At 37.4% G+C, this 25,303-nt stretch carries 26 protein-coding genes and 1 pseudogene; 20 read left to right on the top strand and 7 right to left on the bottom strand.

Annotated elements, in window-relative coordinates:
* Positions 1 to 109: 109 nt before the first annotated feature.
* Complete coding sequence (locus tag D0T85_RS08845) at positions 110 to 1,174, top strand: efflux RND transporter periplasmic adaptor subunit (protein WP_163212360.1); 1,065 nt, start codon at positions 110 to 112, stop codon at positions 1,172 to 1,174.
* 52 nt (positions 1,175 to 1,226) lie between these two features.
* Here D0T85_RS08845 and D0T85_RS08840 read toward each other — a convergent pair whose 3' ends face one another.
* A complete protein-coding gene (locus tag D0T85_RS08840) occupies positions 1,227 to 1,577 on the bottom strand; it encodes a four helix bundle protein (RefSeq protein WP_163212358.1) in 351 nt (116 codons plus the stop codon).
* Between the two features lie 77 nt (positions 1,578 to 1,654).
* Between D0T85_RS08840 and D0T85_RS23020 the strand changes: the two genes are divergently transcribed.
* The 6 genes from D0T85_RS23020 to D0T85_RS08810 all read left to right on the top strand — a co-directional run bounded on the left by D0T85_RS23020 (position 1,655) and on the right by D0T85_RS08810 (position 7,631).
* Entirely contained in the window at positions 1,655 to 3,184 is a 1,530-nt protein-coding gene (locus tag D0T85_RS23020) for an efflux RND transporter permease subunit (RefSeq protein ID WP_163212356.1), read from the top strand.
* Positions 3,120 to 4,700, top strand: a complete 1,581-nt coding sequence (locus D0T85_RS23015; RefSeq protein WP_203558438.1) for an efflux RND transporter permease subunit — start codon at positions 3,120 to 3,122, stop codon at positions 4,698 to 4,700. Before D0T85_RS23020 ends, D0T85_RS23015 begins: the two co-directional genes overlap by 65 nt.
* A gap of 53 nt (positions 4,701 to 4,753) precedes the next feature.
* Positions 4,754 to 5,467, top strand: a complete 714-nt coding sequence (locus tag D0T85_RS08825; protein ID WP_163212352.1) for a DUF169 domain-containing protein — start codon at positions 4,754 to 4,756, stop codon at positions 5,465 to 5,467.
* Between the two features lie 50 nt (positions 5,468 to 5,517).
* Positions 5,518 to 6,285: an N-acetyltransferase gene (locus D0T85_RS08820; RefSeq protein WP_163212350.1), complete on the top strand. Its 768-nt coding sequence runs from the start codon at positions 5,518 to 5,520 to the stop codon at positions 6,283 to 6,285.
* Complete coding sequence (locus D0T85_RS08815; RefSeq protein WP_163212348.1) at positions 6,282 to 6,614, top strand: CGGC domain-containing protein; 333 nt, start codon at positions 6,282 to 6,284, stop codon at positions 6,612 to 6,614. Before D0T85_RS08820 ends, D0T85_RS08815 begins: the two co-directional genes overlap by 4 nt.
* Before the next feature lie 576 nt (positions 6,615 to 7,190).
* Positions 7,191 to 7,631, top strand: coding sequence for a very short patch repair endonuclease (locus tag D0T85_RS08810; protein WP_163212346.1), 441 nt, complete (start codon positions 7,191 to 7,193; stop codon positions 7,629 to 7,631).
* A gap of 8 nt (positions 7,632 to 7,639) precedes the next feature.
* Here D0T85_RS08810 and D0T85_RS08805 read toward each other — a convergent pair whose 3' ends face one another.
* The 5 genes and pseudogenes from D0T85_RS08805 to D0T85_RS08785 all read right to left on the bottom strand — a co-directional run.
* Positions 7,640 to 8,731: a response regulator gene (locus D0T85_RS08805; protein ID WP_163212344.1), complete on the bottom strand. Its 1,092-nt coding sequence runs from the start codon at positions 8,729 to 8,731 to the stop codon at positions 7,640 to 7,642.
* Positions 8,728 to 10,854, bottom strand: a complete 2,127-nt coding sequence (locus D0T85_RS08800) for an ATP-binding protein (protein WP_163212342.1) — start codon at positions 10,852 to 10,854, stop codon at positions 8,728 to 8,730. The genes D0T85_RS08805 and D0T85_RS08800 overlap by 4 nt, the downstream gene beginning before the upstream one ends.
* Complete coding sequence (locus D0T85_RS08795) at positions 10,851 to 12,098, bottom strand: DNA cytosine methyltransferase (RefSeq protein WP_239060677.1); 1,248 nt, start codon at positions 12,096 to 12,098, stop codon at positions 10,851 to 10,853. Before D0T85_RS08795 ends, D0T85_RS08800 begins: the two co-directional genes overlap by 4 nt.
* Positions 12,099 to 12,538: 440 nt before the next feature.
* Positions 12,539 to 13,507 carry a DUF5712 family protein gene (locus tag D0T85_RS08790; protein WP_163212340.1) on the bottom strand — a complete coding sequence of 323 codons (969 nt, stop codon included), beginning with the start codon at positions 13,505 to 13,507 and terminating at the stop codon, positions 12,539 to 12,541.
* A 3-nt stretch (positions 13,508 to 13,510) separates the two neighbouring features.
* A pseudogene (locus D0T85_RS08785) lies at positions 13,511 to 13,624 on the bottom strand (clindamycin resistance transfer factor BtgA); the annotation flags it as partial.
* 754 nt (positions 13,625 to 14,378) lie between these two features.
* On the opposite strand from D0T85_RS08785, the gene D0T85_RS08780 reads away from it, so the two are divergent.
* The 13 genes from D0T85_RS08780 (at position 14,379) to D0T85_RS08720 (ending at position 24,593) form a co-directional block, all read left to right on the top strand.
* A complete protein-coding gene (locus D0T85_RS08780; RefSeq protein ID WP_163212338.1) occupies positions 14,379 to 15,152 on the top strand; it encodes a class I SAM-dependent methyltransferase in 774 nt (257 codons plus the stop codon).
* A gap of 149 nt (positions 15,153 to 15,301) precedes the next feature.
* Positions 15,302 to 15,985 (top strand): HAD family hydrolase, encoded by a 684-nt coding sequence (locus tag D0T85_RS08775; protein WP_163212336.1) that lies wholly within the window; start codon positions 15,302 to 15,304, stop codon positions 15,983 to 15,985.
* Positions 15,986 to 16,614: 629 nt separating this feature from the next.
* Positions 16,615 to 17,208 (top strand): TetR/AcrR family transcriptional regulator, encoded by a 594-nt coding sequence (locus tag D0T85_RS08770; RefSeq protein ID WP_163212334.1) that lies wholly within the window; start codon positions 16,615 to 16,617, stop codon positions 17,206 to 17,208.
* 6 nt (positions 17,209 to 17,214) lie between these two features.
* On the top strand, positions 17,215 to 17,943 hold the full coding sequence (locus tag D0T85_RS08765) for a hypothetical protein (protein WP_370459942.1): 729 nt from the start codon (positions 17,215 to 17,217) through the stop codon (positions 17,941 to 17,943).
* On the top strand, positions 17,930 to 18,931 hold the full coding sequence (locus D0T85_RS08760; RefSeq protein ID WP_163212332.1) for an FAD:protein FMN transferase: 1,002 nt from the start codon (positions 17,930 to 17,932) through the stop codon (positions 18,929 to 18,931). Before D0T85_RS08765 ends, D0T85_RS08760 begins: the two co-directional genes overlap by 14 nt.
* 60 nt (positions 18,932 to 18,991) lie before the next feature.
* A complete protein-coding gene (locus tag D0T85_RS08755; RefSeq protein ID WP_163212330.1) occupies positions 18,992 to 19,717 on the top strand; it encodes a hypothetical protein in 726 nt (241 codons plus the stop codon).
* A 1-nt stretch (position 19,718) separates the two neighbouring features.
* Complete coding sequence (locus D0T85_RS08750; RefSeq protein WP_163212328.1) at positions 19,719 to 20,249, top strand: hypothetical protein; 531 nt, start codon at positions 19,719 to 19,721, stop codon at positions 20,247 to 20,249.
* Positions 20,250 to 20,283: 34 nt separating this feature from the next.
* Entirely contained in the window at positions 20,284 to 21,129 is an 846-nt protein-coding gene (locus D0T85_RS08745) for an RteC domain-containing protein (protein ID WP_163212326.1), read from the top strand.
* A gap of 274 nt (positions 21,130 to 21,403) precedes the next feature.
* Entirely contained in the window at positions 21,404 to 21,931 is a 528-nt protein-coding gene (locus D0T85_RS08740; RefSeq protein ID WP_163212324.1) for a dihydrofolate reductase family protein, read from the top strand.
* Positions 21,932 to 21,934: 3 nt separating this feature from the next.
* On the top strand, positions 21,935 to 22,852 hold the full coding sequence (locus D0T85_RS23175) for a GNAT family N-acetyltransferase (protein ID WP_163212322.1): 918 nt from the start codon (positions 21,935 to 21,937) through the stop codon (positions 22,850 to 22,852).
* Positions 22,853 to 23,098: 246 nt separating this feature from the next.
* On the top strand, positions 23,099 to 23,413 hold the full coding sequence (locus D0T85_RS08730; protein WP_163212320.1) for a helix-turn-helix domain-containing protein: 315 nt from the start codon (positions 23,099 to 23,101) through the stop codon (positions 23,411 to 23,413).
* Positions 23,410 to 23,745: a helix-turn-helix domain-containing protein gene (locus tag D0T85_RS08725; RefSeq protein ID WP_163212318.1), complete on the top strand. Its 336-nt coding sequence runs from the start codon at positions 23,410 to 23,412 to the stop codon at positions 23,743 to 23,745. Before D0T85_RS08730 ends, D0T85_RS08725 begins: the two co-directional genes overlap by 4 nt.
* A gap of 152 nt (positions 23,746 to 23,897) precedes the next feature.
* Positions 23,898 to 24,593, top strand: a complete 696-nt coding sequence (locus D0T85_RS08720) for a hypothetical protein (RefSeq protein ID WP_163212316.1) — start codon at positions 23,898 to 23,900, stop codon at positions 24,591 to 24,593.
* Between the two features lie 114 nt (positions 24,594 to 24,707).
* On the opposite strand, the gene D0T85_RS08715 is transcribed toward D0T85_RS08720, so the two are convergent.
* The gene (locus tag D0T85_RS08715; protein WP_163212314.1) at positions 24,708 to 25,235 is read right to left on the bottom strand and encodes an antirestriction protein ArdA; all 528 of its coding nucleotides are present in this window, start codon (positions 25,233 to 25,235) and stop codon (positions 24,708 to 24,710) included.
* Positions 25,236 to 25,303: the final 68 nt, after the last annotated feature.

Here is a 25,303-nt window from a genome sequence, read left to right as displayed (position 1 = left end):
GGGTGCCGGTGCTGATAACAGTTGCAAGCAACATTCCTATATATACAAAACAATTCTTAATTTTTAATTCTTAACTCTTAATTCTTAATTCTTAATTAATACATCCATTATGGTAAGAAAAATTATAAATATCCTGATTGTTATTGCAGTAATCGGATTACTGGTGTGGAAACTGGCAGCTAATAAAGAAGAAATAGACCAAATTGCCACCCGTTCCTTATTAGTGAACCCCACTGTTCCTGTGCAGGTAGAACAGGTTGGAGTACAGGGAATTTCCAGTGATATTCACGTCGATGGCCGCATACAGGCAACTAACGAGGTGGTACTCTATTCAAAAGTACAGGGCATTGTATTGAATAAATACAAAAAGGCAGGCGACTATGTAAATAAAGGAACTGTAATAGCACAGGTTGAAAATAGTGTTGTAAAGGAATCTCTTAGCTTTGCAAGAATGAATCTGGCAAATGCCGAAACCGATGTAGAACGTTACAAAAAATTGGCAGAGGCGGGAGCAGTAACACAACGAGAATACGAAGCCATACTCATTACTTGCCGTGAAACACAACGCGCAGTAACCGAATTACAAGACCAATTAAATAATACTACACTGGTGTCGCCTATAAACGGCATTCTGGAAACCGATTATTTCGAAGAAGGCACATTGTTAAGCATTGGAAGTCAGGTGGCGGATTTTGTCGATCCCTCTCAACTGAAAGCGGTTGTGAATATCACAGAAAAGGATGTTTATCAGGTACAAAAAGGAGATAAAGCAATTCTGACAACAGATATACTTCCCGGACAGGAGTTCGCCGGAGTAGTCGATGTTATCGGTTCAAAAGGAAACTCATTGCTGAATTATCAGTTGGAAATAAAACTGACAGGAAGTGACGCCTCCACGCTGAAAGCAGGGATGTATGTATCCGCACAAATTGCGACAAGAGAAACTGCCACAAGTACGAAAATAATGGTAAACCGTAAGGCAATTATCGAAAGTCTCAAAAACCCCGAAGTTTATGTTGTAAGGGATAACAAAGCCTATAAGCAGAAAATCACAATAGGCAAAGTGCTTGACAATTATATAACCGTAAATAGCGGTTTGAAAGAGGGAGATATAGTTGTCGTTGCCGGGCAAATCAACCTTGTCAACGGCAGAGCCGTTGATATTAAGAATTAAGAATTAAAAATTAAGAATGTTAGTTATTAGGGCTTCGCACTCATTTCTAATTTTAATTTTTCTTCGACGTTTTGATTATGGATGAAAGAATACTTATGATTTCTTCTATTTCGGGAAAAATAGAAAGGTACATGGCCTCCGTAATAAAGTCAGCATCATGGAGCAGGTTTATCCAATATCTGGTTTCATTAGCTTCTTTGATAGCAATGTGTAATTTATTGATGAAGTCGGCTTTGCTTTGTGCAAATCGACTTTCACTAACAAGAGCTCCTATGGCTGTTCCACTACGTAACAATTGTTTAGATAAAACATATTCTTGTTTTTCTTTACTTAAAAATAAATATGCATTTACGATACGTAATGCGAACTTATAGGTTTTAGTCGCAATAATATTCTCCTTCATGGAAGTTAAAGTATAAATTTTCAGTTCACTGCAAAAGTAATTCTTAATTTTTAATTCTTAACTCTTAATTTAAAAACATGAAACTATTAAACTTATTAATAAAGCGCCCTACAATCGTTGTGGTAATGTTTATCCTGTTTGTAGGAGCCGGGCTGTTATCATTGGGACGTTTGAGCCAGGAACTCTTTCCCCATATAGATATGCCGCTCATTACAGTTGCAACTGTTTATCCTGGGGCAAGCCCCGAAGAAGTGGAAAGTTCCGTATCTAAAAAGATAGAGGATGCTGTATCATCCCTCGAAAACATTGATGAAATAACCACCATGTCGATGGAAGGTTTTTCTTATATTGTTGTTCAATTCAAAGATGGGACAGACGTAAACATATCGGCTCAAAACGCCCAACGGAAAGTAACAGCTATACGCAGCGACCTGCCAATGACAGTACGAGAACCTTCTGTTGATGTTTTCGACGTAAACGACCAGCCCATTATGAAGTTGTCCGTAACCGGAAATATTGGCGAAGCAGCGTTGTACGACATTGTAAAAAACGATATTTCCCCTCTCTTTGAACAGGTACAGGGTGTCGCCCGCATTAGCCTTATAGGCGGTCGCGAGCGCGAAATACAAGTAGATATCGACGAACAACGCCTTGCTGCCTACGGCATGACTATTTCGGATGTAGTTGCTATCCTCAATTATTCAAATATGGATTATCCTGCGGGAAAAATAACAGACGATGAAAAACAGGTATTCATACGCCTTTCGGGAAAATTTCAATCAATTGCAGATATTGAGAATGTGATTGTAAAGACACTCCCCGGCGGCTCTGTCGTAAAAGTATCGGATATTGCCCATGTCTATGATGGACAAAAAGACGTGGAAGCGATTACACGCTATAATGGGACAAATTCCATTGGAATAGTCATTCAAAAACAGTTGGATGCCAATGCCGTAAAGGTATCGAAAGAAATCAGCGAAGTTATCCGGCGGGCTGAATCCAAATATCAAGCGGATGGGCTATCGTTCCAAATAGCTTACAATAGTTCCGATTTTACGATAGAGGCTACCAACTCTGTTATCAAAGACCTTTTTATGGCCATACTATTCGTAGCACTTGCCATGTTGTTATGTTTACATAGCATTCGCAACGCCCTTATTGTAATGGTGTCCATTCCGGTGTCGCTAATCTCCACCTTTGCCTTTATGTATCTTGCCGGGGCAACGCTCAACCTAATGACATTGATGGCACTGTCGCTCGTAATAGGTATTCTGGTGGACGATTCGATTATTGTTATTGAGAACATACACCGTCACCTCGAAATGGGCAAAACCAAAGTACAAGCCACCCTCGACGGAGTACGCGAAATCGGCGGCTCTATTATCACACTTACACTTGTTCTTGTGGTTGTTTTCCTGCCGATGGCTTTTTTGAGCGGTATGGTAGGTGGCTTTTTCGGACAGTTTTCATTGGTTGTAGCAGTGGCATCGCTTATCAGTCTGTTGGTTTCATTAACTATTATTCCGTCATTGACTGTCCGTTTTGGGAAACTCGAAATCGTCAACACCAATACTATCGTTGGACGCTTTTGGCCTCAAAATGCGTAACCTGCTAAAATGGTCACTAAATCACAAACTCATTACATTAGGTGCAACAACTCTATTATTTATATCCTCTATCAGTTTACTTGCTGTAGGTATGATCGGAACGGAGTTTATTGATGCCGGAGACAGGGGCGAATTTTATGTACGCCTGAAAATGCCGAAAGATGCCACTATCGAACAAACCAATTTTATAACCTTACAGGCGGAAGAATTATTAAAAGGGCAGCCGTTGATAACATCTCTCTTTACCAGTGTGGGTGTTGAAGAAAACGGCTCTATAGAATCCAACCAGGCCGAAATAAACGTAAAAATAGTGGATTATGATAAACGCAATGTATCAGATAAAGAATATGCAAGGCAAATAAAGCTGTTTTTACAGCAACATATCGTTGAAGCGGAAGTAACTACTGTTCCAGTAAGCCTTTTCGGCGGGAGCGACGACGCACCTATTGAAATGTATATAATGGGCGACAATATGGATGAAATACTCTCCGCATCAAGCCTTATCGTGGATAACCTGAAAAAGATACCTGGCATATCAGATTTGAAGATCTCAGTAGAAGCTGGAAGTCCTGAAATTGCAGTAACGCTTAATCGGGAGAAAATGGCAAGGCTGGGGATTTCTCAACTCGCAGTAGGAGAGGCATTGAACTATGCCTTCACCGGAAATACCGATATTAAATACAGGGACGATAACAGAGAATACGACATTAACATACGTTTGGATCGATTCGACCGCAAAAGCAAGTCCGACATTGAAAACCTTACCATTATCAACAACGACGGGGCGGAGATAAAACTCAAGCAAATAGCATCTATATCGGAGAGCGAAAGCCCTTCACGTCTTGAACGTTACAACCGCATAAGTTCGGTAACAATCAGCAGTATGGTTGTAGGTCGTCCGAGTGGTGATGTGGGCGATGATGTGATGACAACAATAGAGGGTCTCGACCTGCCAGATTCGATACAGATAAAGTATGCCGGGGATATGGAGAATCAGGAAGAAGGTTTTGGCGATTTAGGAACCGTGATGCTGATTTCTTTGATATTAGTATATCTTCTCATGGTTTTGCTTTATAACAGCTATACTCATCCGTTTGTAATTATCCTCTCCATACCGTTGGCTATTATCGGCGTATTTTTTACACTCGGACTGACAATGACTCCGCTTGGAATCATCACCATGCTCGGAATCCTTATATTAATTGGATTGGTTTCCCGAAACGGAATATTGGTGGTCGATTTTATCAATCAACAACTGGAACAGGGTGTAACAATTAAAGAGGCGCTTCTGGAGGCTACAAGCCGCCGTTTTCGTCCTATCTTGCTAACAACAATCTCTACCGTAGTCGGTATGATTCCAATAGCCATAGCTCACGGAGCCGGAGCTGAATGGAAAAACGGGCTGGGATGGGTGTTGATAGGCGGACTTATATGTTCTATGTTCCTTTCATTGGTAATTATTCCGCTTGTGTATTATTTATTCTATCGTTTGCGTGAGAGATTGACTAATCAATAATTTTTTTATCTTTGTAACCATAGAAGACAATCAACATACCCAATAGCATGCTTATGGAAGTAAAAGTATTTATTGACAATTACAGGGAAGCGTTCGGCGAAAAAGCCGAACTTCCGATAGTGTTTTGGTATTCCGATACCCCGCTTGCCAATACTGAAAAAATAAACGGTTGTTTTTTCAAAGGGTTAAAAACGGTTAGAGAAGGAAATCCCATAAGTTTGAATGCAGAAGTGATCAGTTGCGGAGGAGGAAAGTTTTATACTGGCTTTACCGAAATGCCCGAACGGGTGCCCAACTTCGTTTCGTTGAAAGAAAAATATAAAAAGACACCCGGAATGGTGGTTGAGTTTATTGAACAGCTTGGCGTACCACTTACCAACCGGAAGTATTTGAATTTTGCTCGCATCGACAAGATTGAAACTTTTGACGAAGTGGAAGGCATCTTATTCTTAGCCACTCCCGATATATTATCTGGACTAACGACATGGACTTATTTCGATAATAATTCGGAAGATGCAGTAACTTCCATGTTTGGATCCGGTTGCTCGGCTGTAGTAACCAATGCAGTTGTTGAGAATAATAGAGGTGGAAAGAGAACGTTTATCGGTCTTTTCGATCCTTCCGTTCGTCCTTATGTAGAAGCTAATATTTTAAGTTTTGTGATACCTATCTCACGATTTAAGGAAATGTATTATACTATGCGGGAGAGTAGTTTGTTTGATACACACGCATGGAAGAAAATACGTGAGCGGATAAATCAGGAATAGGTGTTTTTTAGGTATTTTTGTAGGCAAGAAACAGATACTAATAAAATAACATGGAAACAGCCTTTATTACACTCAACGAAGAGAATATCGGGAAAGAGCATATTTGCTGTGCCTTTTCCGACAAGAAGTGTAAAGACAGCTACGAGTTGAAAAAGAAGTGGTTGAAAAAGGAGTTTGATAACGGGTATGTTTTCAGACGGTTGAACGAGCGTGCAAAGGTGTTTATCGAATACACTCCTGCAGAAAAGGCATGGGTCCCTGTCAAGGCTCCAAATTGGCTCATGATAAACTGCTTCTGGGTGTCGGGGCAATACAAAGGGAAAGGGTATGCCAAAGCCCTGCTTCAAACAGCCATCGACGATGCAAAGCGACAAGGAAAAGAGGGTTTAGTAACCGTTGTCGGGACAAAGAAGTTTCACTTTATGAGCGATCCTAAATGGTTTATCCGACAAGGATTTGAAACAGTTCAAGCCCTTCCTTATGGATTCAGCCTGCTCGCACTGAAATTAAAGCCGGAAGCTAATACTCCATTATTCAATGAGAGCACCTTAAGCGGAGAATGCCCCGATAAAAACGGTATAGTGGTTTATTATTCCAACCGTTGTCCATTTACGGAATACCACATCCAAAATTCATTGCAGGAAACGGCACAGAAAAGAAATCTTCCGTTGAAGATTATCAAATTTACCAGCATGGAAGAAGCCAAATCTTCTCCTACTCCGGCAACTATATTTAGTCTGTATTATAACGGGAAATTCATTACCACCGACCTTAGTGCTTGTATGGATAGTCGTTTCGATAAAGTAATAAAGATATGAAGAAAATAGGAATAATACGTTGTCAGCAAACAGAGGATATGTGTCCGGGAACAACCTGTTTCAAGGTTGCCACAGGTGGTAAACTTGCATTTGCCGAATATGGAGAATGTGAAATAGTAGGTTTCGTTACTTGTGGCGGATGCCCCGGCAAACGTGCCGTACCTCGTGCTAAGATGTTGGTAGAACGTGGAGCAGAGATAATTGCTTTTGCATCATGTGTTTTCAAAGGAACACCCATAGGTTTTCCTTGTCCCAATGCAGAAATGATGAAAAAAAGTATTCAGAAAAAGATAGGCGATGATGTTATAATTTTGGAGTATACACATTAAAGATAAAAATATCATGCCCGACACCCAAATAAGAAAGTACCACCTGCATCCGAACGAGCCAGACAAACTACAGTTCGAAATCTATCCGCTGGCAGATTACCTGCCGAGCAACAGCTGTAGCACTCTTAAAGTGTGGTGCCACCAGAAAGAGAGCCTTAACCCTATTGATAGTCAACTCTTTATGTTTTCTTAAATTGGAAATCCCACACGATTATTTTTCATCGTTCTGCTCGCTATTAGCATGATTTCTGTTGTAAAGGTAGGAAAAATATCTATAATAAAGAAAATTTCTTTCAAGATTTTGTTCTAAATGAGCACTGTAATCGACTGATTAACAGATATAATTATTGCACTTAGCATAATAAACTAATAGGAAAACACAATTATTATTCTGCGGATAGGATAAAAATAGTGTATTATTGTTTTGTCAATAAAACAACATCCCTCCTGTTACCGACGTAACTGTTGCGGAGGTAACAGGAGGAAACGTACCTGCAATAATTTCTTCTTCAACTGTTTCCCTTGTTGCTTTTCTATTACTACTTTTGTACAATATGGATATATTAATATTATATTATGGATATTTGGGATAAGAAAAAACGCTCAGAAGTAATGTCTAAAATCCGGTCAAAGAATACTAAACCGGAGATTTTATTGCGTAAAGCTCTTTTTGCTAAAGGATATAGATATCGCATAAATGAAAAAAAATTACCAGGCAAACCAGATATTGTATTACCAAAATATAAAACAGTAATATTTATTAATGGATGTTTTTGGCATAATCATGAGAATTGCAAATATGCATATATCCCAAAAACCAATACTGATTTTTGGATAAATAAAATTACGGCAAATAAGAAACGAGACAAGTTGAATTTGCAGAAGCTTACTTCTATGGGATGGAATATTATAACAATTTGGGAATGTGACATTCGCCACAGATCCAAACGAGATGTCACCCCGCTAGTTGATGCTATAGAAAATACTTTGAGTAACTTGTCTAAAACCTTTGAATAATTGAAACTCTACAAATTTCTTATTATTAAATCACTATCAATATCAGGGTAGCCTATTCGATTATAATATCTGATAAAACTTGAAATCATTGATTCAGCAAAAGGGCTGTCTAACTTGGCAATACGGTAAAAATCTTTCAACTTACCATAATCGACCATCTCTTTATCTTGGAAATCAATTATTCGGTTTTCAATAAAAGGTGTCTGAGGTAAAAAGAAAAAACGATCACCTTTGCGTGACTCAATGAGCCTCATTAATCTATTTTTATTACTTTCTGTTTTTGAGGTTGTGTATTTTATATAGGAATCATTCTGGCTTAATAAGCTTGTCTTTGCCAACAGGACTTTTCCTACGCTTCGTACTCTTTTTGTGCCTAGATCCTCTATGAAATCACAACTAGGAGTTAAAATTACATACACATCTTTACCTTTTTGTAAAATCTCACCACTCTCAAATTCTAATTTTACATCTGTAGGATACAGATAAAATTCCATAGGGTGTACTTTGTCTTTACTTTCCCCATTTTTAATAACTTGTGATATCTTTTCTTTGGATAAAGATGTGCTGAATTTCCGTAACATCAAATACCCTAAAGAAAAATCATTAGCTTCCGGCTTAAATTTGTCTCTTTGATTGTGAATAATATCCCAAAAATAAGTCTTAAATTCACTTTCCAAGTATTCATGTACACGATCTTTTAGAAAAGGGAGATTTGATTGTACTAGTCGTCCAATTTCTGTTTTTAAGCCTTCAACACCTTCGTCTCCTTTTGTCACAACTCCAACAATCTGAGACTTAAGATCCTGTACGTGCTTTGTATTTCCTGAGTAGAATATTACAGGAACAAAAAAATTCTGTTGTATTTTAGTTAAAATATCTAACCCCTCCTCTTTTCCTCCTTGCTGAGGGTTTCCCTTAAAAAGGTCTAGTATTATAATATGGTATGCTTTCGATTCAATTATATCAATTGCATTTTCAAAAGTATCAACAGATTCCATGGAAATCGTATACTCTCCTATTTTATCTCCATCTAATATTTTTTCTAAATCTTCCCGATTACTTTTGTCATCTTCGACATATAACAATTTTAATTCGCTCATATTCTGTATCTAAAAGTTATTTTAAAGTTTGCTCCATCCAAAGGCCCGTTATTAATCAACATGAAATCTCCATTGTATTCTGAAATCAACTCCCCAACTATAGCCAAACCAAGCCCAATTCCATCAGGTTTTGTGCTAAAATATGGCTCAAAAATACTGTCTTCATTTCCTGTTTTTATTCCTGGACCATTATCACTGAATATTATCGACAATTCATTTTCACCCTTAATAACCTCAACAATAATTTGTCTTTGAGTCTCTGTATTCTCCAGCCAATAAATTGAATTCTGTATTAAATTCATAATGATGATTCCTAATTCGGCTTCATCTATTGTGACAGAGTTTTTTGTATCAGAAATCTCATACTGAATATTCAATCTCGAAAGGTCTGTATGATATAGTAAAAACTGATCCCTAATGACATCTTCTACAGTTACAACTTTTGGACGTCCTCGCTTTCTTCCGCCAAAAGGCTCTATCCTTCTAAATAATTGAGCAAAATCCTTTCTGAGATTTTGAATATTGGAAACCAGTTCAAGTATTTCTTCTTTTTGACAATCAGTTTTTTTAAGGGTCTTAATTATTAAATGAGATTGCATGTCAATTTTATTAAGATAATTTCCTCCGTCGTGTACTACGGCATCAATTAACTGTCCCAAAGTGGTTAGTCGTCTATATCTGGAAATTACTTCTTGAACTTTACCTATCCCTTCTTTAATTTCAGCATCTTTTTTTTCTACTGCATCAATTACTAATTTGTTAGAAGGGATATTCTGTTTAACAAGAGTTGATAAAGACTGTAAAGAAAACCTTTCAAATAAACTTTCTCGAACAATAGTCTTCTGATCATTTTCTCTTGGACGCTCGTTATACCTCCGTTGTTCAACTTCATTAAGAATTAACTTTATTAAGTCTTTAACGTCTTCAAGAGCCTGTCCTTCCACAATCCCTTCTCTATTGCTTTGGTCTTTCAACAAAGGATTACTATCTAAACCGATAGAAACATATCCGACAATTTGGTTATTGCTAAGTCTAAGTGTTGGATTATTGACTCTTCGTATATCTAATCTAGCCCAATCATTATTTTTATTTCCATAAGGAAGCACTCGAACATTATCTCGGTAAATGCTGATACCAGAAAGATCATCCAAATCTTTTTTGATATTTTTTATTGTAGAGTTGATTTCTTTCGACAATCTCGCTAAGTCATCTCTATTCCATATCCTAAATTCAAAATCAAAGGGACCAGCAATTGACTCTCGAATAGGATCTTTTAACTTAAATTCTTTCTCCCCAAAACTCAGCAACTCTTCAACTCCCTTATTTTTACTGAAAAAGATAAAATTTGACGGTCTTCCTTCTGTTGTTATTTTACCCTTTATATAATAATCAGGTTTATTGAGTGTTTCAGGTCTCTCAATTAAACTTGCTAAACTTTTATCAAGTTCATTAGGGACATTTACACTGATCAAAAAATCTTCGTTAGGAACAATTGGATTTAAAAGACGAGAAAGTGTGATTCTCAACTCTCTAATTTTGTCTTCATCCCAATCATTATTGAGATTGGTTAATTTAAGTATGGTTCCACTATTCTTTAGTTCAATGGGTTTTCTAATCTCCCAATTAATTTTGATGTTTTCCAGATAATTGTCCTCATCTGAAAAATCGTCCCAATTAAAATGAACAACGATTTCGTCTTTATTTTTTTGCTTTGTTATTAGTTCTAAATGGGCTGCTAATTTGGCGGATGCGAAACGTCCTATCCCCTTCTCTCCTGTAAATTTTCGATTTGGATTTTTATTCTCTTCTTTTTTCTTGAAATTTGTAGCAGGTTCCATCCAAGCGGATTGGATAGTTTTAAAATCCATCCCAACTCCTTCGTCGTAAATAATTATTGACGCACCTTCTTTTGCAATATATTTTTTTATTTTTCTTCCTTCTAACTTTTCATTAACAATCCCATCGAAGGATATTTCAACGATAGAGGAAAATGCATCGTAGCTATTTTTAACCAATTCAACTATAGCAACATTATCGTTACTTATTAACTCTTCGCCTATTGTTTTTATCAATCGAGCTCTAGGCTTAAAAATGAATTCTCCTTTATTATGTTCTTCACTCATAGCATTTCTTTAATTTTATTTGCAATGCCTTCTGCCATTAATACAGGAACTGCATTCCCTATTTGTTTAAATGCCGCAGTTCTGCTGCCTTCAAAAAAATAATCATCTGGAAAAGATTGAATCCTAGCAGCTTCTCTTACAGTAATAGAACGATTTTGTGTTTTGTCTGGATGAATATAGTAATGTCCATCCATGGCAATATGTGCAACGACAGTATGTGATATTCCTCTCCCATTTACTACTTGAAAACGGTTTGTGAAAACATTTGTATTTGAATGAGTAATCAATTTTCGTGGTAATTCGGAATAATTTAAACGTCTTCCATTGTTCCATTCTTCAACAGCCAACCTATATATTTCTAAATCATTATCATTGTTCGGGCGGGCAATATGTTGAGTGGTAAAATCTAAACCATTTCGTATTCGGGACATTTTAAGATATGCGGTTGCCTCTTTTTCATAAGGAGCAAGTCCTAAAGACCCTTGTCCATTTTTGAGTTTTTTTAGATCTGAGAATAAATCTCTTAAGATTTCGTATTGGGGTTCTTTTTCTTCAAAATCCGGATAGCTCAAACTTAACTCCTTTTTCCACCCTATTATAATAACTCTTTTCCTATCTTGTAATACATTAAAATCCTTAGCATTCAGAAATTTTTTCTTTGGAATTTCCAATTCATACCCAGCTTTCCTAACTGCATTAAAGATATTATCCAGATGTACTCCATTTTTTGCAGACAGGATTCCTGGCACATTCTCAAATACAAATATTTTCGGTTGGTATCTTTTTAAAAATTGAACATAATATTTGTATAAAAAATTTCTTGGATCCCTTTTCATCTTTTCAGGATCTCGTGACCTCCCAACAATAGAATATGCTTGACATGGAGGCCCTCCAATAATTACATCTACAGCTCGATTGCCTAAAGAATTATCTATCTTATCAAATATTTCACATAAACTATCTTCTGAAATTTCCTTATTGATCACAGACTCAATAACAGAAAGAGGAGCATAACTCCATAAGGTGTTTCTATCAATCAGCCCTTTCAAATAATTTGTGTATAGTTCTGCTTTATTTTGCGATTTCAGATAATGATATACAGATCTGGTTCTTAGGGTATCACATGCATCTTTGTTCATTTCAACATGTGCAATAGGTGTAAACCCTGACTGAATAAACCCTTCAGAAAGTCCTCCGCAACCTGCAAATAGATCGATATAAATTGGTCTCAAATCACCCATCATACAAATAATTTCTCAATTTGCAAAATTAGTCAAAATAATCTGTATAGTCAAGGGATGCGATATTTCTTTTTATATCGCAGAATATTAGCATTTTATCTTTATCGAGAGGGAAAGGTGTTTATGTCTTTATGCATTTCCTCATAGCTAAAACTATTGTTTCTTCAGAGTTCTTTCATTTCTTATCGATCTGTTTGCTAATTGATTATAAAATCAACACCTTTAACTTAGAGAATAATACGCATATCTAAACTTCTCCAATCATATTTTCCTTTTTAAATTTGTTAAACACCTCTCTTATGGAAAGGCTGAATAAAGCAATGCTTTTAGTAGATTTACTCTTTTCGTGAGCGAAAAGGAAGAAATCTTCTAAAACCCGAAGGGCTTGGCATTGCTGTTTCAGACTTGGAATATACCTTGTTTCACAAATCTAAAATGGATTGTTACCGCCTAAATCCCCGCTTCGGCTTCTTCTTTTTTCTTTTCATGGGGATTTGCTGTTCTTCATTACCGTTGTTGGGTTCAGGAGTAAGCAAGCCCAATACGGAGGATAAACCCAAATCAGGAAGGCTGAAAGATTGTTTATCTTCTTTCTTATTTTCTTGATTTACAGATTGTATATTTGAAAGCTTGTCGTCTTGTTTATATGCAACCTTGTTTTCAGTCAGTTCTTCCTGCTTGCCGGAACTAATGCCTGTCTGCATATCTGTATTTTTTCTTTCATCAGCAATCTGTCGTTCCTGCATATTGAGTTGGTCGGAGATACTTCCGTTCTTTATTGTGTTGTAGTATTCAAAAGATTCGGTTAGCTTCCGTTCGTAGCCAAATAACTTGTCAAATCCCAGTTCTGCCTGTTGGAACAGGTTCTTCCTGTCAAAACCGCCCTGAACCGTTCCTTTCGTGGTATTCTTGTGGTTGGTAAGCGGAGATAGTTTCTTTTTATTAGATTGGTCTTTACGGCTGACAATCAAATGACAGTGCATATTTAGTTCGTTGTTTGACCTGTCACGGCTGAAATGTATCTTTCCGTAAATCTTTATATCCTCTGCCGATAGCCCTTTATTGAAGTTTTTGGCATATTCAGGAATAACCACTTTCCGGATATACCGCTTCATGGCTTCGACTTGTTCCTGTTCGGTATTTCCCATTGCCCGAAGTTCCTTTTCTGACGGGCTGACATGGATAGCGTAAAACTTGGCATCTGTCTTTAATAGCTGACCGATATTACTATCTATGTCTTTTATAACTTGTGATTTGTAGATATTATCATCTGTCAGGTTGAAAAAACCTTCGGTATAGATTCCTTGCTCCATGCGTTCCATATCTTCATGTTCGAGGTAGTTTGCCAGCTTTCTGCTACTGCCTGCATTGTTATATGTGCCTTTGGACGGTGGCGGGAAATCTATATTCATGGGTTACTCGTTTATCAGGTCGTTAATCTCGGTTCTTAGGTTCTCTTTCCGCTTGCCGTCCATTACTCCGCAAGTGGCAAGCTCCGAATACAGAGAGATTAATTTCAATAGCTTCTGATTGGAAATGTTGTAGCCATCTTAATTTCCGGTTTACACAGCGGTTTACACAACTAGTTAAAAACAGTGATAAATCAATAGAAAATAGGGTAGAATAGAGGCTTTTTATAACAAAAAAAGCAGTCACAACCTAATGTAACTGCTTGATTTTTAAGGTGGTGCCACCAGAACGTTTTACCTTTCAGTAACTACCACATTTATAATATCTTATAGAGTGTCAAAACAACCGTGCAAATGAATGAACATAGTGCTTTTTTCGGCGTTTTGTCCGACAATGCTATTGTCATTTCCAATACTTCACAAATGTATAAAAGATATATGTAGTAAGCAAGTAAAAATAGATATTATTTGTCATGTGGAAAAATATAGAGAATCTTTTAACTATGTATGTTCCAGTGTGTTGCAAAACTGAATTTGCAGATAGGTAACGATTTAGAAACCAGCTATCATTATTCGCTGATTAGCTTCGTTTTCAACAATATATTAAGAGCGACTCTTGCAATACAAGGATACGAAATAATCTCCATATTACCCATATATTTACAACCTAAATATTTAGGCTTATATCTATGGTAGCATTGTTCAGACCCCGTACTGTCGTGAGATAGAGTGGGGTTTGTTATTAAAATGGGAATAGAAAATAGCAACTGCTTCCCATTTATATGCTATTTTTGCAAATGAATACAATTTATAGTACTCTTCATAAAGACCAGATATATATGAATGGTTTATCATAACAATAATATTAAACATCATGAGTAACGAGAATAAAACCATCCACGACTTCGATTTCAATCTGATCTGCGAATATTTTTCAAGTGTAGAACGTCAAGGCCCCGGCAGCCCGGAAGTAACCCTCAAAGCATTGAGCTTCATCGACAATCTGACCGATAAATCCTGCATTGCCGACCTCGGCTGTGGAACAGGCGGCCAGACGATGACTCTCGCCCAGAACACTCCGGGACAAATTACAGGGCTTGACCTGTTTCCTGACTTCATCCGTATTTTCAATCGTAATGTGGAATATCTCGGCCTGCAAGACCGGGTGAAAGGGAATGTCGGTTCAATGGATAATCTTCCTTTCGAGAAAGAATCCTTAGACCTTATCTGGTCGGAAGGTGCAATTTATAATATAGGTTTTGAGCGAGGACTGAACGAATGGAAACAGTATTTGAAGAAAAACGGCTATGTCGCCGTGTCGGAGGTTTCGTGGTTTACCGATGAACGTTCCGAAGAAATCAACGATTTTTGGATGGCAAATTATCCCGAAATAGATACTATTCCAAATAAGGTTGCCCAGATGCAGAAAGCCGGATATGTCCCGGTCGCCACTTTCATCTTACCGGAAAAGTGCTGGACAGAGCATTTCTATGCTCCAAGCCACAGAGCGCGGGAAGAGTTTTTGAAAAAGCATGCCGGCAATAAAAATGCTGAAAGTCTGGTAGCTTCCGAACGCCATGAAGAAAGCTTATACAATAAATATAAAGACTTTTATGGCTACGTGTTCTATATCGGGAAAAAAATTTAACTAATTCAAGCTGAGAACAATTTGTCTCTTTGCATTTTATTTACTTATAAGATGAATTCACTAAACTAAGCATTTGCCAAGGAGTTAAAGCGATATCTAATAGTGTTTATTCATTTTTACTAAAATTGAAAAAGGAAAATATAAAACCAATGATTCTACAGGAAAATAATTGTGTGAGTTTGAAAAGTATAGATGCTTTGATTTGGGATTGGAACGGAACACTTTTGGATGATGTGGAGATTAACCTGAAAGTAATAAATAAGATGCTTGTGAACAGGAATCTTGATATACTAACATTATCTCAATATAAAGATTTATTCTGCTTTCCGGTGCAATCCTTTCATCGTAAAATAGGATTTGACTTTGAAAAAGAATCTATTGAAGAAATATCACAGGAATATCACACAGTATATCAGGAATACGAAAATAAGAAACAGTTAAACCCAGATGCGCTTTCTATTTTGAATATGGTTTGCGAAGCAGGTATAAAACAATACATCTTATCTGCATCTCAAAAACACACACTACAAAAAGAAACCGATTATTTCGGAATAACGGATAAATTTGATGGTATATACGGAGCCAATGATATTTGTGCTGCCGGAAAAATTCAGATCGGGAAACAACTCATGCAGGAAAACGGACTAGTTCCGGATAAAGTACTGATTATTGGAGACACCTTGCATGATGCTGAAGTGGCAAAAGCGTTAAATATCCGTCATGTTCTTTACTCAGGAGGTCATAATAGTTATCGTTTATTGGCCGAGAAATCCGACGTGATTGTAGATTTGAAAGAAATAATTGGTATAAAATCCACAAGTAATGTACAATGAGAAAGAAGAGATACAAGAACTCTGCAATAAAATATCACTGTATATTGATCTTGAGCAACAAGATATTTCCTTAATAGTCATTATTCAAATACGATTTTGTAGCAAAAGGTACTTCTTTAGTCGAGGCAGGGAAACCGACAGACAAAGCTTTTTTTATCCTTTCAGGATACCTTAAGATATTTCAAAATAATAGATTCGGGAGAAGAATTAGTTATCCATTTGTATACTCCTAATAGTTTTGCGACATCGTTAAATAGCTTTTTCTTAGAAAAGAAATCCGAAGAAACGTTACAAGCTATACACCTCAGATTTTACTACAAAAATGGTTTTCTTCCTTCGTTCACTTCTATCTCTGTCGGTATTCCAAAATACCATAAAAAAACAGAGCAATTTATAGTATATTGCTGGCAATCATATATTACCTAATAAAACAGTAGCTGAATCATGGCTATTTGATACAGATACTCTTTGCTTAATACCTCCCGGTTCTTACTGCGAGGTATTTTTAAATCATATATCACTGATTAATAGCTGCATAATAAATATTTTCAATATTTATTGTGAAAAAATTTGGTTGTGTCCGAATGGTTACTTATTTTGTGTCCGGTTGGACACCAAATTGAATCAAAATGACGAAAATAGAACGAGACCGGGATATGACCGAAGAAAAACTGATTAATGCGGTCGGAGAACTTATTGTAGGGGAAGGCTTTGAATCGCTTGGAGTAAGGAAAGTGGCAGAGCAAGCGGGAGTAAACAAAACTCTCATTTACCGCTATTTTGAATCTCTCGACGGTTTAATCTATGCTTACATGAAGAAGCATGATTTTTGGCTTAATACCCCATTGGAACGACCGAATGTTGCGGATATTAAAGTTTATTTGAAAGCGTTTTATCGCAGGGAAATAGCTGAATACAGAGATAATACTGCGCTTAAAAGATTGAAACGATGGGAGCTTTCTTCTGATAAAGATTTCGTAGTAGAAATCCGCGCCCAAAGAGAAAAAAATGGAGTACAATTTATGGAAATAATGTCCGGATTCGCAAAGGTAGATAAGGAACAATTACAAGCCATATCTGCTCTTATGGATGCTGGAATAGTCTATTTAGCCATGTTCGCAGAAAATTGTAAGATGTATAACGGCATTGATATTCAAAGCGACAAAGGTTGGGAGCAGATAGCTCAAGGAATTGATATGCTTATAGATATAATGATAAAATAACCACCAATGAAAAAAACAATTTTAAGTATGGTTGTAGCAATAACGACATTGGGTTGCAGTGGACAGAATACTATTCATTCGGAATTTGGCAACGGTAATATTACAGTCGCCATAGAACAAGGGAACGAGTGGTTACATGACTTTCCTCTCTTCTGGTTTATCAAAAAGAAGAATGCGCCACAGATAGCTATATGGACAGAGGATTTGGAAGGACATTTCCTTTCCACAATCTATGTCAGTGAGAAGTTGGCAAAGCAGTCATGGACTGCTGCCGGAGGAAACAGGCGTAAAGAATCGCTCCCCTGTTGGAGTTATGCACAAGGTAAGCAGTATGCCGACGGACTTTATCTTCCGACCAAAAATGAGCCGTTGCCGGATGCAGTAACTGGAGCGACACCCAAAGGCAGTTTCACGACTAACCTTCAAATGAGCGGAGATATTAAGCAGTTTGTTGTCAAATGCGAATTTAATCACTCGACGGATTTCAATGAGTATTACCCTAAAGACGCTAAAGAGGGAGATGCTAATTATTCCGGTGGAAAAATGGGAAGCGGACAACCTGCAATCGTTTATCAAGTCGTAGTTGATTTGACTAACGGGCAACGGGAATTTAAGGGGGAACTTATCGGGCATAGCAGTCCAGACGGTTCCGATGGCAACATTTATCCCGATACTTCTAAACTGACTACGGCTCTGGGTATTGTAAAAAAAGTTACTGTATATGTTAATCAATAAACAATTTACATTAGCTATGTTCCCATTTATATTATATGGCTCTGCCGAATGCGATGATAAGAGCAAATATCATGTATTGTCGGGAGAAAGGCATACATATTACAGGATAACTTACAACTATCCTTACGATTTGAACGAAGATATCCTATTCATTTATGATGTCTTTTACGAATCCCTCAATCCGTTCGACCCTCAATCAACCTTATCGAAAGTAAATAATAACGAGGAAATAGCTTTGGATGCCATTTTCATAGAAGCCTTTAACCGTTCGATGGAACTTGCGGGAAAGACAAAAGGAGTATTTGACCCTACCTGTTCTCCGTTAATCAATCTTTGGGGATTTGGATTTAATAATATGGAAAAACCATCTGATAGCTTGATAAATGAAATAATGGAGTATATCGGCTACTTCAAAGTTACTCTAAGAAATGGTTCCATTGAAAAGAAAGATCCCCGTATTCAACTAAACTTTTCCGCTATCGGTGACGGACTTTCATGTGATATTATTGCCCGTTACCTCGACAGCAAAGGTGTAAATGACTACATGGTTGATATTGGCGGCGAGATTATAACAAAGGGTAAAAATGGTGCAGGCTCGGATTGGTCTATCGGGATAATTAAACCGCCCAAGTATTTGGGAATTGATAAATCGTCCGAATTTGAAATAATCCTTCGTCTGACGGAAAAAACAGCGGTTGCGACTTCGGGGAACTATAATAACTACCGCTCCCAAAACGGCAAACGATATGGACACACGATTAATCCGCAGACAGGTTATCCGGCAAATAACCGTATTTTAAGTGCTACAGTTATTGCGTCCGATTGTACCACCGCCGATGCATATGCTACCGCAATTATGGCAGTAGAAACAGACAAACTGGACGAATTGCTACGAACAAACGGAGCAATGGAGTATTATATCATTTATCTGGACGAACAGGATAACTACTGTATAAAACAGTCGGAAAGCATGAATAGGTATGTGTGATATTTTTTTACCCACAATGTACCCACTTGGACACATTATTAACAAATAAATAAAGTAAGAATGAAAGCAAAAAATTTAGTAGTAGCAGGATTTACAGCACTGGGAATGCTGACCTCTTGCGACAAGGATTTAGTTACCTACAAAGAGGACGACATTAAAGTCTTGGTAACAAAGGGTGATGAATGGTTACATGACTTCCCTGCATTTCTGGGTATTAACAAGAAAAATCCACCCCAAATTGCTATATGGGTAGAGGATTTGGCAGGTAACTACCTTACAACCATTTATGCAAGTCACAAGATAGCAACCGAATCGTGGCAATCCAATGGGGGTAACAGACGGAAAGAATCATTGCCTGTATGGTGCTACGCTCGTGGAGTGCAATATCCGGATGGATTGTATCTGCCAACAAAGGTTCAACCTTTGATTGACGGTATATCCGGTGCAACACCACACGGAAGTTTTGACGTAAAAATGCGTCCGGTCGGTGATTTGAAACAATTCGTTGTAAAAATAGAACTGAACCATTCTACGGACTGGAACGATAATTACCCTAAAAATGCGAAAGAAGGGGATGCAAATTATTCAGGTGGTAAAGAAGGTAGCGGACAACCCGCCGTGGTTTATTCGGCAGAAATAGACCTCGATTCCAACAAGAAGCAATATTCGGCAACAATCATTGGGCATAGCAGTCCTGACGGAAGCAATGGGAATATTTATCCCGACACATCTTCTTTGACATCCGCATTAAAGATCGCAAAAGAAATAACCATTAATATTCAATGATATGAAACGATTTATCTTTATTATACTTCTATGTATTGCAGTTAGTAGCGTGAAAGCGCAAACCAATGGCGAAAGTAAAATATCTTTCGCAACGACTATCGGAACGGGATTATCCATGAGTACACCGTCCTCCACTCCTTTCACATGGCAGGTCTTGGGGTATTACAAGCTGACCGATAGATGGTCTGCCGGAGTAGGAACGGGCTTATCATTTTATGAGAAAGCGCTTATCCCTGTGTATGGAAGTATAAGGTCTCAAATCGGCAGGGAAAGAAAGTTTACGCCTTATGCCGAATATGCTACCGGATATTCTTTTGCCCCGTCCGGTAATACCAACGGCGGATTTTTCATGAACCCTTCTATCGGGATTCAATACCCGCTGAAAAATAAAATGAAGTTGCAACTGGCTGTTGGCTATGAATTACAGGAACTGGAACGGCTGAAAAGGCATACCGACAACTATTTTTTGAAAGAATTCGAAGAACAGTTAAGTCATCATTCCATTTCTTTTAAGATCGGTTTAAGATTCTAAAGATTCGATCAACTTTCATTATACGGATACTCTTATGAAAGATAAAATAGAAAAAATAATCAGCGAACTAAATGCGTCAATACAAGCGGGAGAATTGGAACTGTATGATATAGTTCAAAACGTTCCGTCTATGATTTTGATGATGGAAAATGCTTTTGAAGAATTGAAGGTAATTGTTTCAGCATATGAGTTCTCTACCCAACAGGAGGAGGTGACATTTTTCAAAGAAACGAAACCCAAAGTGTTCAGCAAGCTGATATATCTTCGTAAAATATACTATCTGGAAGTTAATCGTCCTGTATCAAACTACACAACCATAAAAACATATCTGGAAAAAGAACATAGCCAGATAAATGACTTCTGCAATAAAAATGTTGAATTTATCCAGTATTACCGTTCGGGGCAGACCTGTTTTGATGAGTTCTATTTTGTGAGAGGTCGTCATGAAATGGATTTGAATCTGGAAAGTTTTTATTTCGAGCGCGATCCTAAATTTTCGACCAATTTTGATTTCAAGGTTGCTAAACTGCTTGCCAACGATATGTTGGCGGCTTATCTGAATTGCGAGTTATCAAAATTGAAGTATCAGGAAGAAAACGGCTATCAAGTAGATGAAGAATTACCTCCTGCCCAATGGACGGACAAAAAAACGGCATTAGGGGAACTCATATATAGCATCCACGAAGAAAAAAGCATCAATTCGGGAATGATAGAAATAAAAGCATTGGCGACCATTTTCGGAAGAATTTTCAAGGTCGATTTGAGTGATATTTACCATATATTTTTAGAAATCAGAGGTCGCAAAACCAATCGAACAGAATTCCTTAATCGTTTGATTAAGGCGTTAACCCGAAGAATGGACGATGCGGACAGCAAATAAGCCAATTAAATATAGTATCTTTGTATGCGTAAAATAAAGAGAATAAGAAGTATATTAGATACTTCATAGAGATATAACATAACGTTCGCTGAACGTCTCGATGTAGAAAACTGGTAATTTTTGAAAATAAGCGAGGCGACAGATGAAGTGTTCATGCTATACGAAAGTATGGCGTGGACTCTATCTGTTTCGCTTATTGGGCATACCAGTGCCTCTACGTCGAAATGGTGTGAGTTCCACGCTTTTTTCGTATTTTGCATAACATTTGAAAATCATGAAGAAAATAAAGTTATACATAGCAGCATCCATTGACGGGTACATTGCCAGGAGTGATGGGGATTTGGATTGGCTAACGAAATATCCGATCAATCCGGATACGAATTACGGTTACGACGATTTCTACAAATCCGTTGACACGGTTATTATGGGCGGACAAACATACCGGGATATTCTGAATATGGATTTCGTTTGGCCATACAAGGACAAAACGACCTATGTTATTTCCCGCAATTCGATGGGCGTAAAAGAGAACATTCACTTTATTACGGAGAATATAGTTGAAGAGATTTCAAAACTTCGGGAAGAAAATGGTGAAGACATTTGGCTTGTCGGCGGCGGTCAGTTGACAACAATGCTTCTCAATCAGAATATGGTTGATGAAATGATAATAACCACTATCCCTGTTCTTCTTGGAAACGGAATACCGCTGTTTCCTGACAGCTCCAAAGAATCCAAATGGAAGTTGCAGAATTGTATGGCTTATGAAAACAGTATAGTCCAGATCATTTATAAAAAGGAGTGAGGAATGAAAATCAGAAATGTAACTTTAGCTGATGCAAAAGAAATCTGCGATATTTACAACTACTATATAGAATATACTGCCGTAACTTTTGAAACGCTTGCCGTAAGTGAAAGTGAGATGAAACATCGAATAGCAGCTTTTTTAGATGATGACTTTCCTTATTTTGTTGGAGAGATAAATGGTAAAATAGTAGGTTATTGCTATCTACACAACTGGAATAACCGCTGTGCTTATTCATCCACAAAAGAGGTAACTGTATATCTGGAGAAAGACCAAAAAGGCAAAGGTCTTGGCACAATCTTGTACCAGTATCTTTTCAAAGAAATATATAAAAGAGACATACATTCTCTTATTGCCGGCATTTGCACTCCGAATGAAAGAAGTGTACGTCTGCATGAAAGTTTTGGCTTCAAACAGGTATCGCATATGAAAGAAATTGGTTGGAAATTCGACCAATGGCGTGATGTCGGGCACTGGCAACTTATAATAAACAAAAATCCACCTAAAATTCTTATTCTTTGCACAGGCAATAGTTGCAGAAGCCAAATGGCACATGGTTTCTTGCAATTCTTTGACCCCAAACTACTGGTTTATTCGGCAGGAACACAGCCAAGTGGGCAAGTAAATCCTAAAGCAATAGAAGTTATGCAGAAGGTTGGAATAGACATTTCGCACCACACGCCCCATAATGTGGATGATTATACGAATGATGACTGGGACTACGTTATTACAGTTTGTGCCGGTGCAAATGAACATTGCTCTACATTCTCAGGGAAAGTAAATAAACGGTTGCATATAGGTTTTGAAGATCCTTCTGAAGCAATAGGAACAACAGATTTCATACAATCTGAGTTTATTAAGACAAGAGATGCGATCAAGAAAGCCTTTTTCGAGCTATATTGCAATGAAATAAAGGTCTAGCCGCTTTGCCATAGAAGTCCCAAGTTTACCCAACTTGGGACTTTTGCTTTTTATTGGGTTAAGAAGAATGTTTTCTTTCGAATTAGTTCCTTTCAATTATTTGATGGATTTTCAACACTCATCTATTATGTTATGTTTCAGTAATATAAATCAATTCTAAAATAAATTAATACCCAACTTGGGTAAACTTGTGAAATCGGCATATTAATCCTCCCGAACTTTGCACCGAATCAATAAGTTACGGGCATGAAAGTAATAACCATAGAATCGGAAGCGTACAAAAGTCTGGTGCGAAAAATCGAGCGTATTCATTCCGATATAAAAAAGCAGGCGAAAGAGCATGCAACCCCACAACCCGATCCTTCGGAAGTTTGGGTTAGCGACCAAGAAGCCGCAACTATGTTGCAGGTAAGTAAACGCACCATGCAGCGATTACGCAGTAATGGAGAAATAACATATTCCATTCGAGGCGGTAAAGCGAGATACACGTTGGCGGAAGTCAAACGTCTGCTATCCGGTCGTGTGATAAGAAACGATAAAACGGAAGGAGGTAAGCCATGAACGAGGACGAAGGATTGAGAGATTGGATGCGGGAATGGTTCGAGCAATTCATGGGACGTTTTGACCGATTGGATAAGTTTATGGATATAATGAGCGGACGGCATAACGTACTGAATGGTGAGCGGCTTTTGGATAATCAGGACTTGTGCCAACTGCTGAACGTAAGCAAACGGACATTGCAGCGTTACCGCTCTGCGGGCGAATTAACCTATATAACAATACATCATAAGATTTTTTATACGGAGAAAAATGTAGAGAAATTCATCCGCGACCATTTTTCTAAAGGTGATAATAACAGCGAAAAAGAACTTGAACCTGAACCATCCAATTAGCTTTTCTTATTTATCCATTGTTTAGCCCCGTACTGTCGTGAGATAGAGCGGGGTTTGCTATTTTAGACAACAGAAGTAACGACTGATTCCCAATTATATACTACTTTTGTTGACCTCAACAAGCAATTCCCATAATTAAAATTAATAATGTTATGATTGAGAATTATACAAAAGAAATTGTGATAGCAAGAGAAATTTCACAATCTATGATTAAAAAGGAATATCCTAATGTTTTGCAGATATTAGGGCTAATGGATAGCTATGTAGTGTCAATAATAAACCGTTTTGAAAATATCAGCGGAATGGGTGAAATAGATAATTATAAATTGGCATTGATTGTTTCTTTTCTTAGAACACAGTTGATAATTAGCGAACATATTCTTGATAGTGAATTAGTAGAGGCTACTGTATTAGAAAGGAAACAAATAGAATTAATTGCGAGATTATCAGAGATCGACAAGAAAGTTAACAATAAAGAAAGTCTTCATAAATTAAAAGGGAAAACACCTAATGTTGGAAATGGGAATGTAAGTGAAAACTTGAAAAATATGTATGGGATGTTCTCTGAAATTGCCCATTCCGCAAAAACAGAGCCATTTGCTCTAATCATGATGAAAATGGAAGACAATAAAATTGGATATAGTGTTTTGCCAGAATATGATTCAACCAATACTATTGTTGCTTTAAATAATCACATCCAGCTATTTTTTGATTTTTTCATTTATATGCTTAGTTTTCAAAAAGAGTTCTTCCCCAATTATACTGATGCTGAAGATATGGAATTAATAAATAACTTGATAGAAGAAGGTATAATCGCAAAATTATCAGTATTTGACAGATTTAAATAAATGCAAATGCAAAAATAGACAGATAAATGTTTGTCGTTAGTTTCATCATCCAATTTTCAATAGACAGACACTAAAAAGGCGGATTGCTCCGCCTAAAAATCGTTTCCGGTTCAGTTATGAATGCCGGAACACATAACCGTCATCGAACCAGTAGTCGGTCATAAACAAATCGCGGGCGAACTTTTCATAGTCAAAGTAAGTTTTCGCAAATTCCGGCAGGTCGTAGCATTCTTCAACGACTTCGTAAGCATAATCTTCCTCATCTTTATACGCACCCTGAAAGTCATCCTCGAAGGAGGAAATCAGGTCGTTTATATCTTTGGAACTAAGATCGTAGCTTTCGTGGTTCAGCCAGACCTCGAATGCTGCTTTTTTATCATCGTCCATATCGTCTATGGCTTCGATAATTTCAAATATGTTATCGGACAGCCAGCTTTCTCCTATTAACCCGGAGGGTATATATTCCCAATCCTGAAACATCAATTCGGGGTCTTCCTCGTCTTTGTGTAACTCGCGGCAAGCCTCGTAAAATTCTTCTTTATCTGAATAATCCGAAAGGTCTAACCACTTACCTTCTATTGAACCGTCATTATACTTAGCGTAAGTTCCTACATAAATCCGTGCTTCTGATATATTTTCCATAATCTTAATTTTTAATCGGCATCTGCCGGGTTGATTTTTTATTCAGGTGCATTTCCGGTGTAGGAATT

The organism is Bacteroides sp. 519 (assembly GCF_010500955.1).
GTDB lineage: Bacteria > Bacteroidota > Bacteroidia > Bacteroidales > Bacteroidaceae > Bacteroides.
Note: the sequence above shows the minus strand (reverse complement) of the source record. Positions and strands in the feature narration are given on the sequence as shown.

Excerpts from the sequence above, each read along its gene's own strand:
- D0T85_RS08840 (WP_163212358.1), bottom strand. The coding sequence starts at position 1,577 with ATGAAGGAGAATATTATTGCGACTAAAACCTATAAGTTCGCATTACGT.
- D0T85_RS08750 (WP_163212328.1), top strand. The coding sequence starts at position 19,719 with ATGAAACGATTTATCTTTATTATACTTCTATGTATTGCAGTTAGTAGC.
- D0T85_RS08720 (WP_163212316.1), top strand. The coding sequence starts at position 23,898 with ATGATTGAGAATTATACAAAAGAAATTGTGATAGCAAGAGAAATTTCA.
- D0T85_RS08725 (WP_163212318.1), top strand. The coding sequence starts at position 23,410 with ATGAACGAGGACGAAGGATTGAGAGATTGGATGCGGGAATGGTTCGAG.
- D0T85_RS08745 (WP_163212326.1), top strand. The coding sequence starts at position 20,284 with ATGAAAGATAAAATAGAAAAAATAATCAGCGAACTAAATGCGTCAATA.
- D0T85_RS23020 (WP_163212356.1), top strand. The coding sequence starts at position 1,655 with ATGAAACTATTAAACTTATTAATAAAGCGCCCTACAATCGTTGTGGTA.
- D0T85_RS08800 (WP_163212342.1), bottom strand. The coding sequence starts at position 10,854 with ATGAGTGAAGAACATAATAAAGGAGAATTCATTTTTAAGCCTAGAGCT.
- D0T85_RS08780 (WP_163212338.1), top strand. The coding sequence starts at position 14,379 with ATGAGTAACGAGAATAAAACCATCCACGACTTCGATTTCAATCTGATC.
- D0T85_RS08810 (WP_163212346.1), top strand. The coding sequence starts at position 7,191 with ATGGATATTTGGGATAAGAAAAAACGCTCAGAAGTAATGTCTAAAATC.
- D0T85_RS08790 (WP_163212340.1), bottom strand. The coding sequence starts at position 13,507 with ATGAATATAGATTTCCCGCCACCGTCCAAAGGCACATATAACAATGCA.
- D0T85_RS23175 (WP_163212322.1), top strand. The coding sequence starts at position 21,935 with ATGAAAATCAGAAATGTAACTTTAGCTGATGCAAAAGAAATCTGCGAT.
- D0T85_RS08730 (WP_163212320.1), top strand. The coding sequence starts at position 23,099 with ATGAAAGTAATAACCATAGAATCGGAAGCGTACAAAAGTCTGGTGCGA.
- D0T85_RS08715 (WP_163212314.1), bottom strand. The coding sequence starts at position 25,235 with ATGGAAAATATATCAGAAGCACGGATTTATGTAGGAACTTACGCTAAG.
- D0T85_RS08765 (WP_370459942.1), top strand. The coding sequence starts at position 17,215 with ATGAAAAAAACAATTTTAAGTATGGTTGTAGCAATAACGACATTGGGT.
- D0T85_RS08815 (WP_163212348.1), top strand. The coding sequence starts at position 6,282 with ATGAAGAAAATAGGAATAATACGTTGTCAGCAAACAGAGGATATGTGT.
- D0T85_RS08820 (WP_163212350.1), top strand. The coding sequence starts at position 5,518 with ATGGAAACAGCCTTTATTACACTCAACGAAGAGAATATCGGGAAAGAG.
- D0T85_RS08770 (WP_163212334.1), top strand. The coding sequence starts at position 16,615 with ATGACGAAAATAGAACGAGACCGGGATATGACCGAAGAAAAACTGATT.
- D0T85_RS08760 (WP_163212332.1), top strand. The coding sequence starts at position 17,930 with ATGTTAATCAATAAACAATTTACATTAGCTATGTTCCCATTTATATTA.
- D0T85_RS08755 (WP_163212330.1), top strand. The coding sequence starts at position 18,992 with ATGAAAGCAAAAAATTTAGTAGTAGCAGGATTTACAGCACTGGGAATG.
- D0T85_RS08775 (WP_163212336.1), top strand. The coding sequence starts at position 15,302 with ATGATTCTACAGGAAAATAATTGTGTGAGTTTGAAAAGTATAGATGCT.
- D0T85_RS08795 (WP_239060677.1), bottom strand. The coding sequence starts at position 12,098 with ATGATGGGTGATTTGAGACCAATTTATATCGATCTATTTGCAGGTTGC.
- D0T85_RS08805 (WP_163212344.1), bottom strand. The coding sequence starts at position 8,731 with ATGAGCGAATTAAAATTGTTATATGTCGAAGATGACAAAAGTAATCGG.
- D0T85_RS08825 (WP_163212352.1), top strand. The coding sequence starts at position 4,754 with ATGGAAGTAAAAGTATTTATTGACAATTACAGGGAAGCGTTCGGCGAA.
- D0T85_RS08845 (WP_163212360.1), top strand. The coding sequence starts at position 110 with ATGGTAAGAAAAATTATAAATATCCTGATTGTTATTGCAGTAATCGGA.
- D0T85_RS08740 (WP_163212324.1), top strand. The coding sequence starts at position 21,404 with ATGAAGAAAATAAAGTTATACATAGCAGCATCCATTGACGGGTACATT.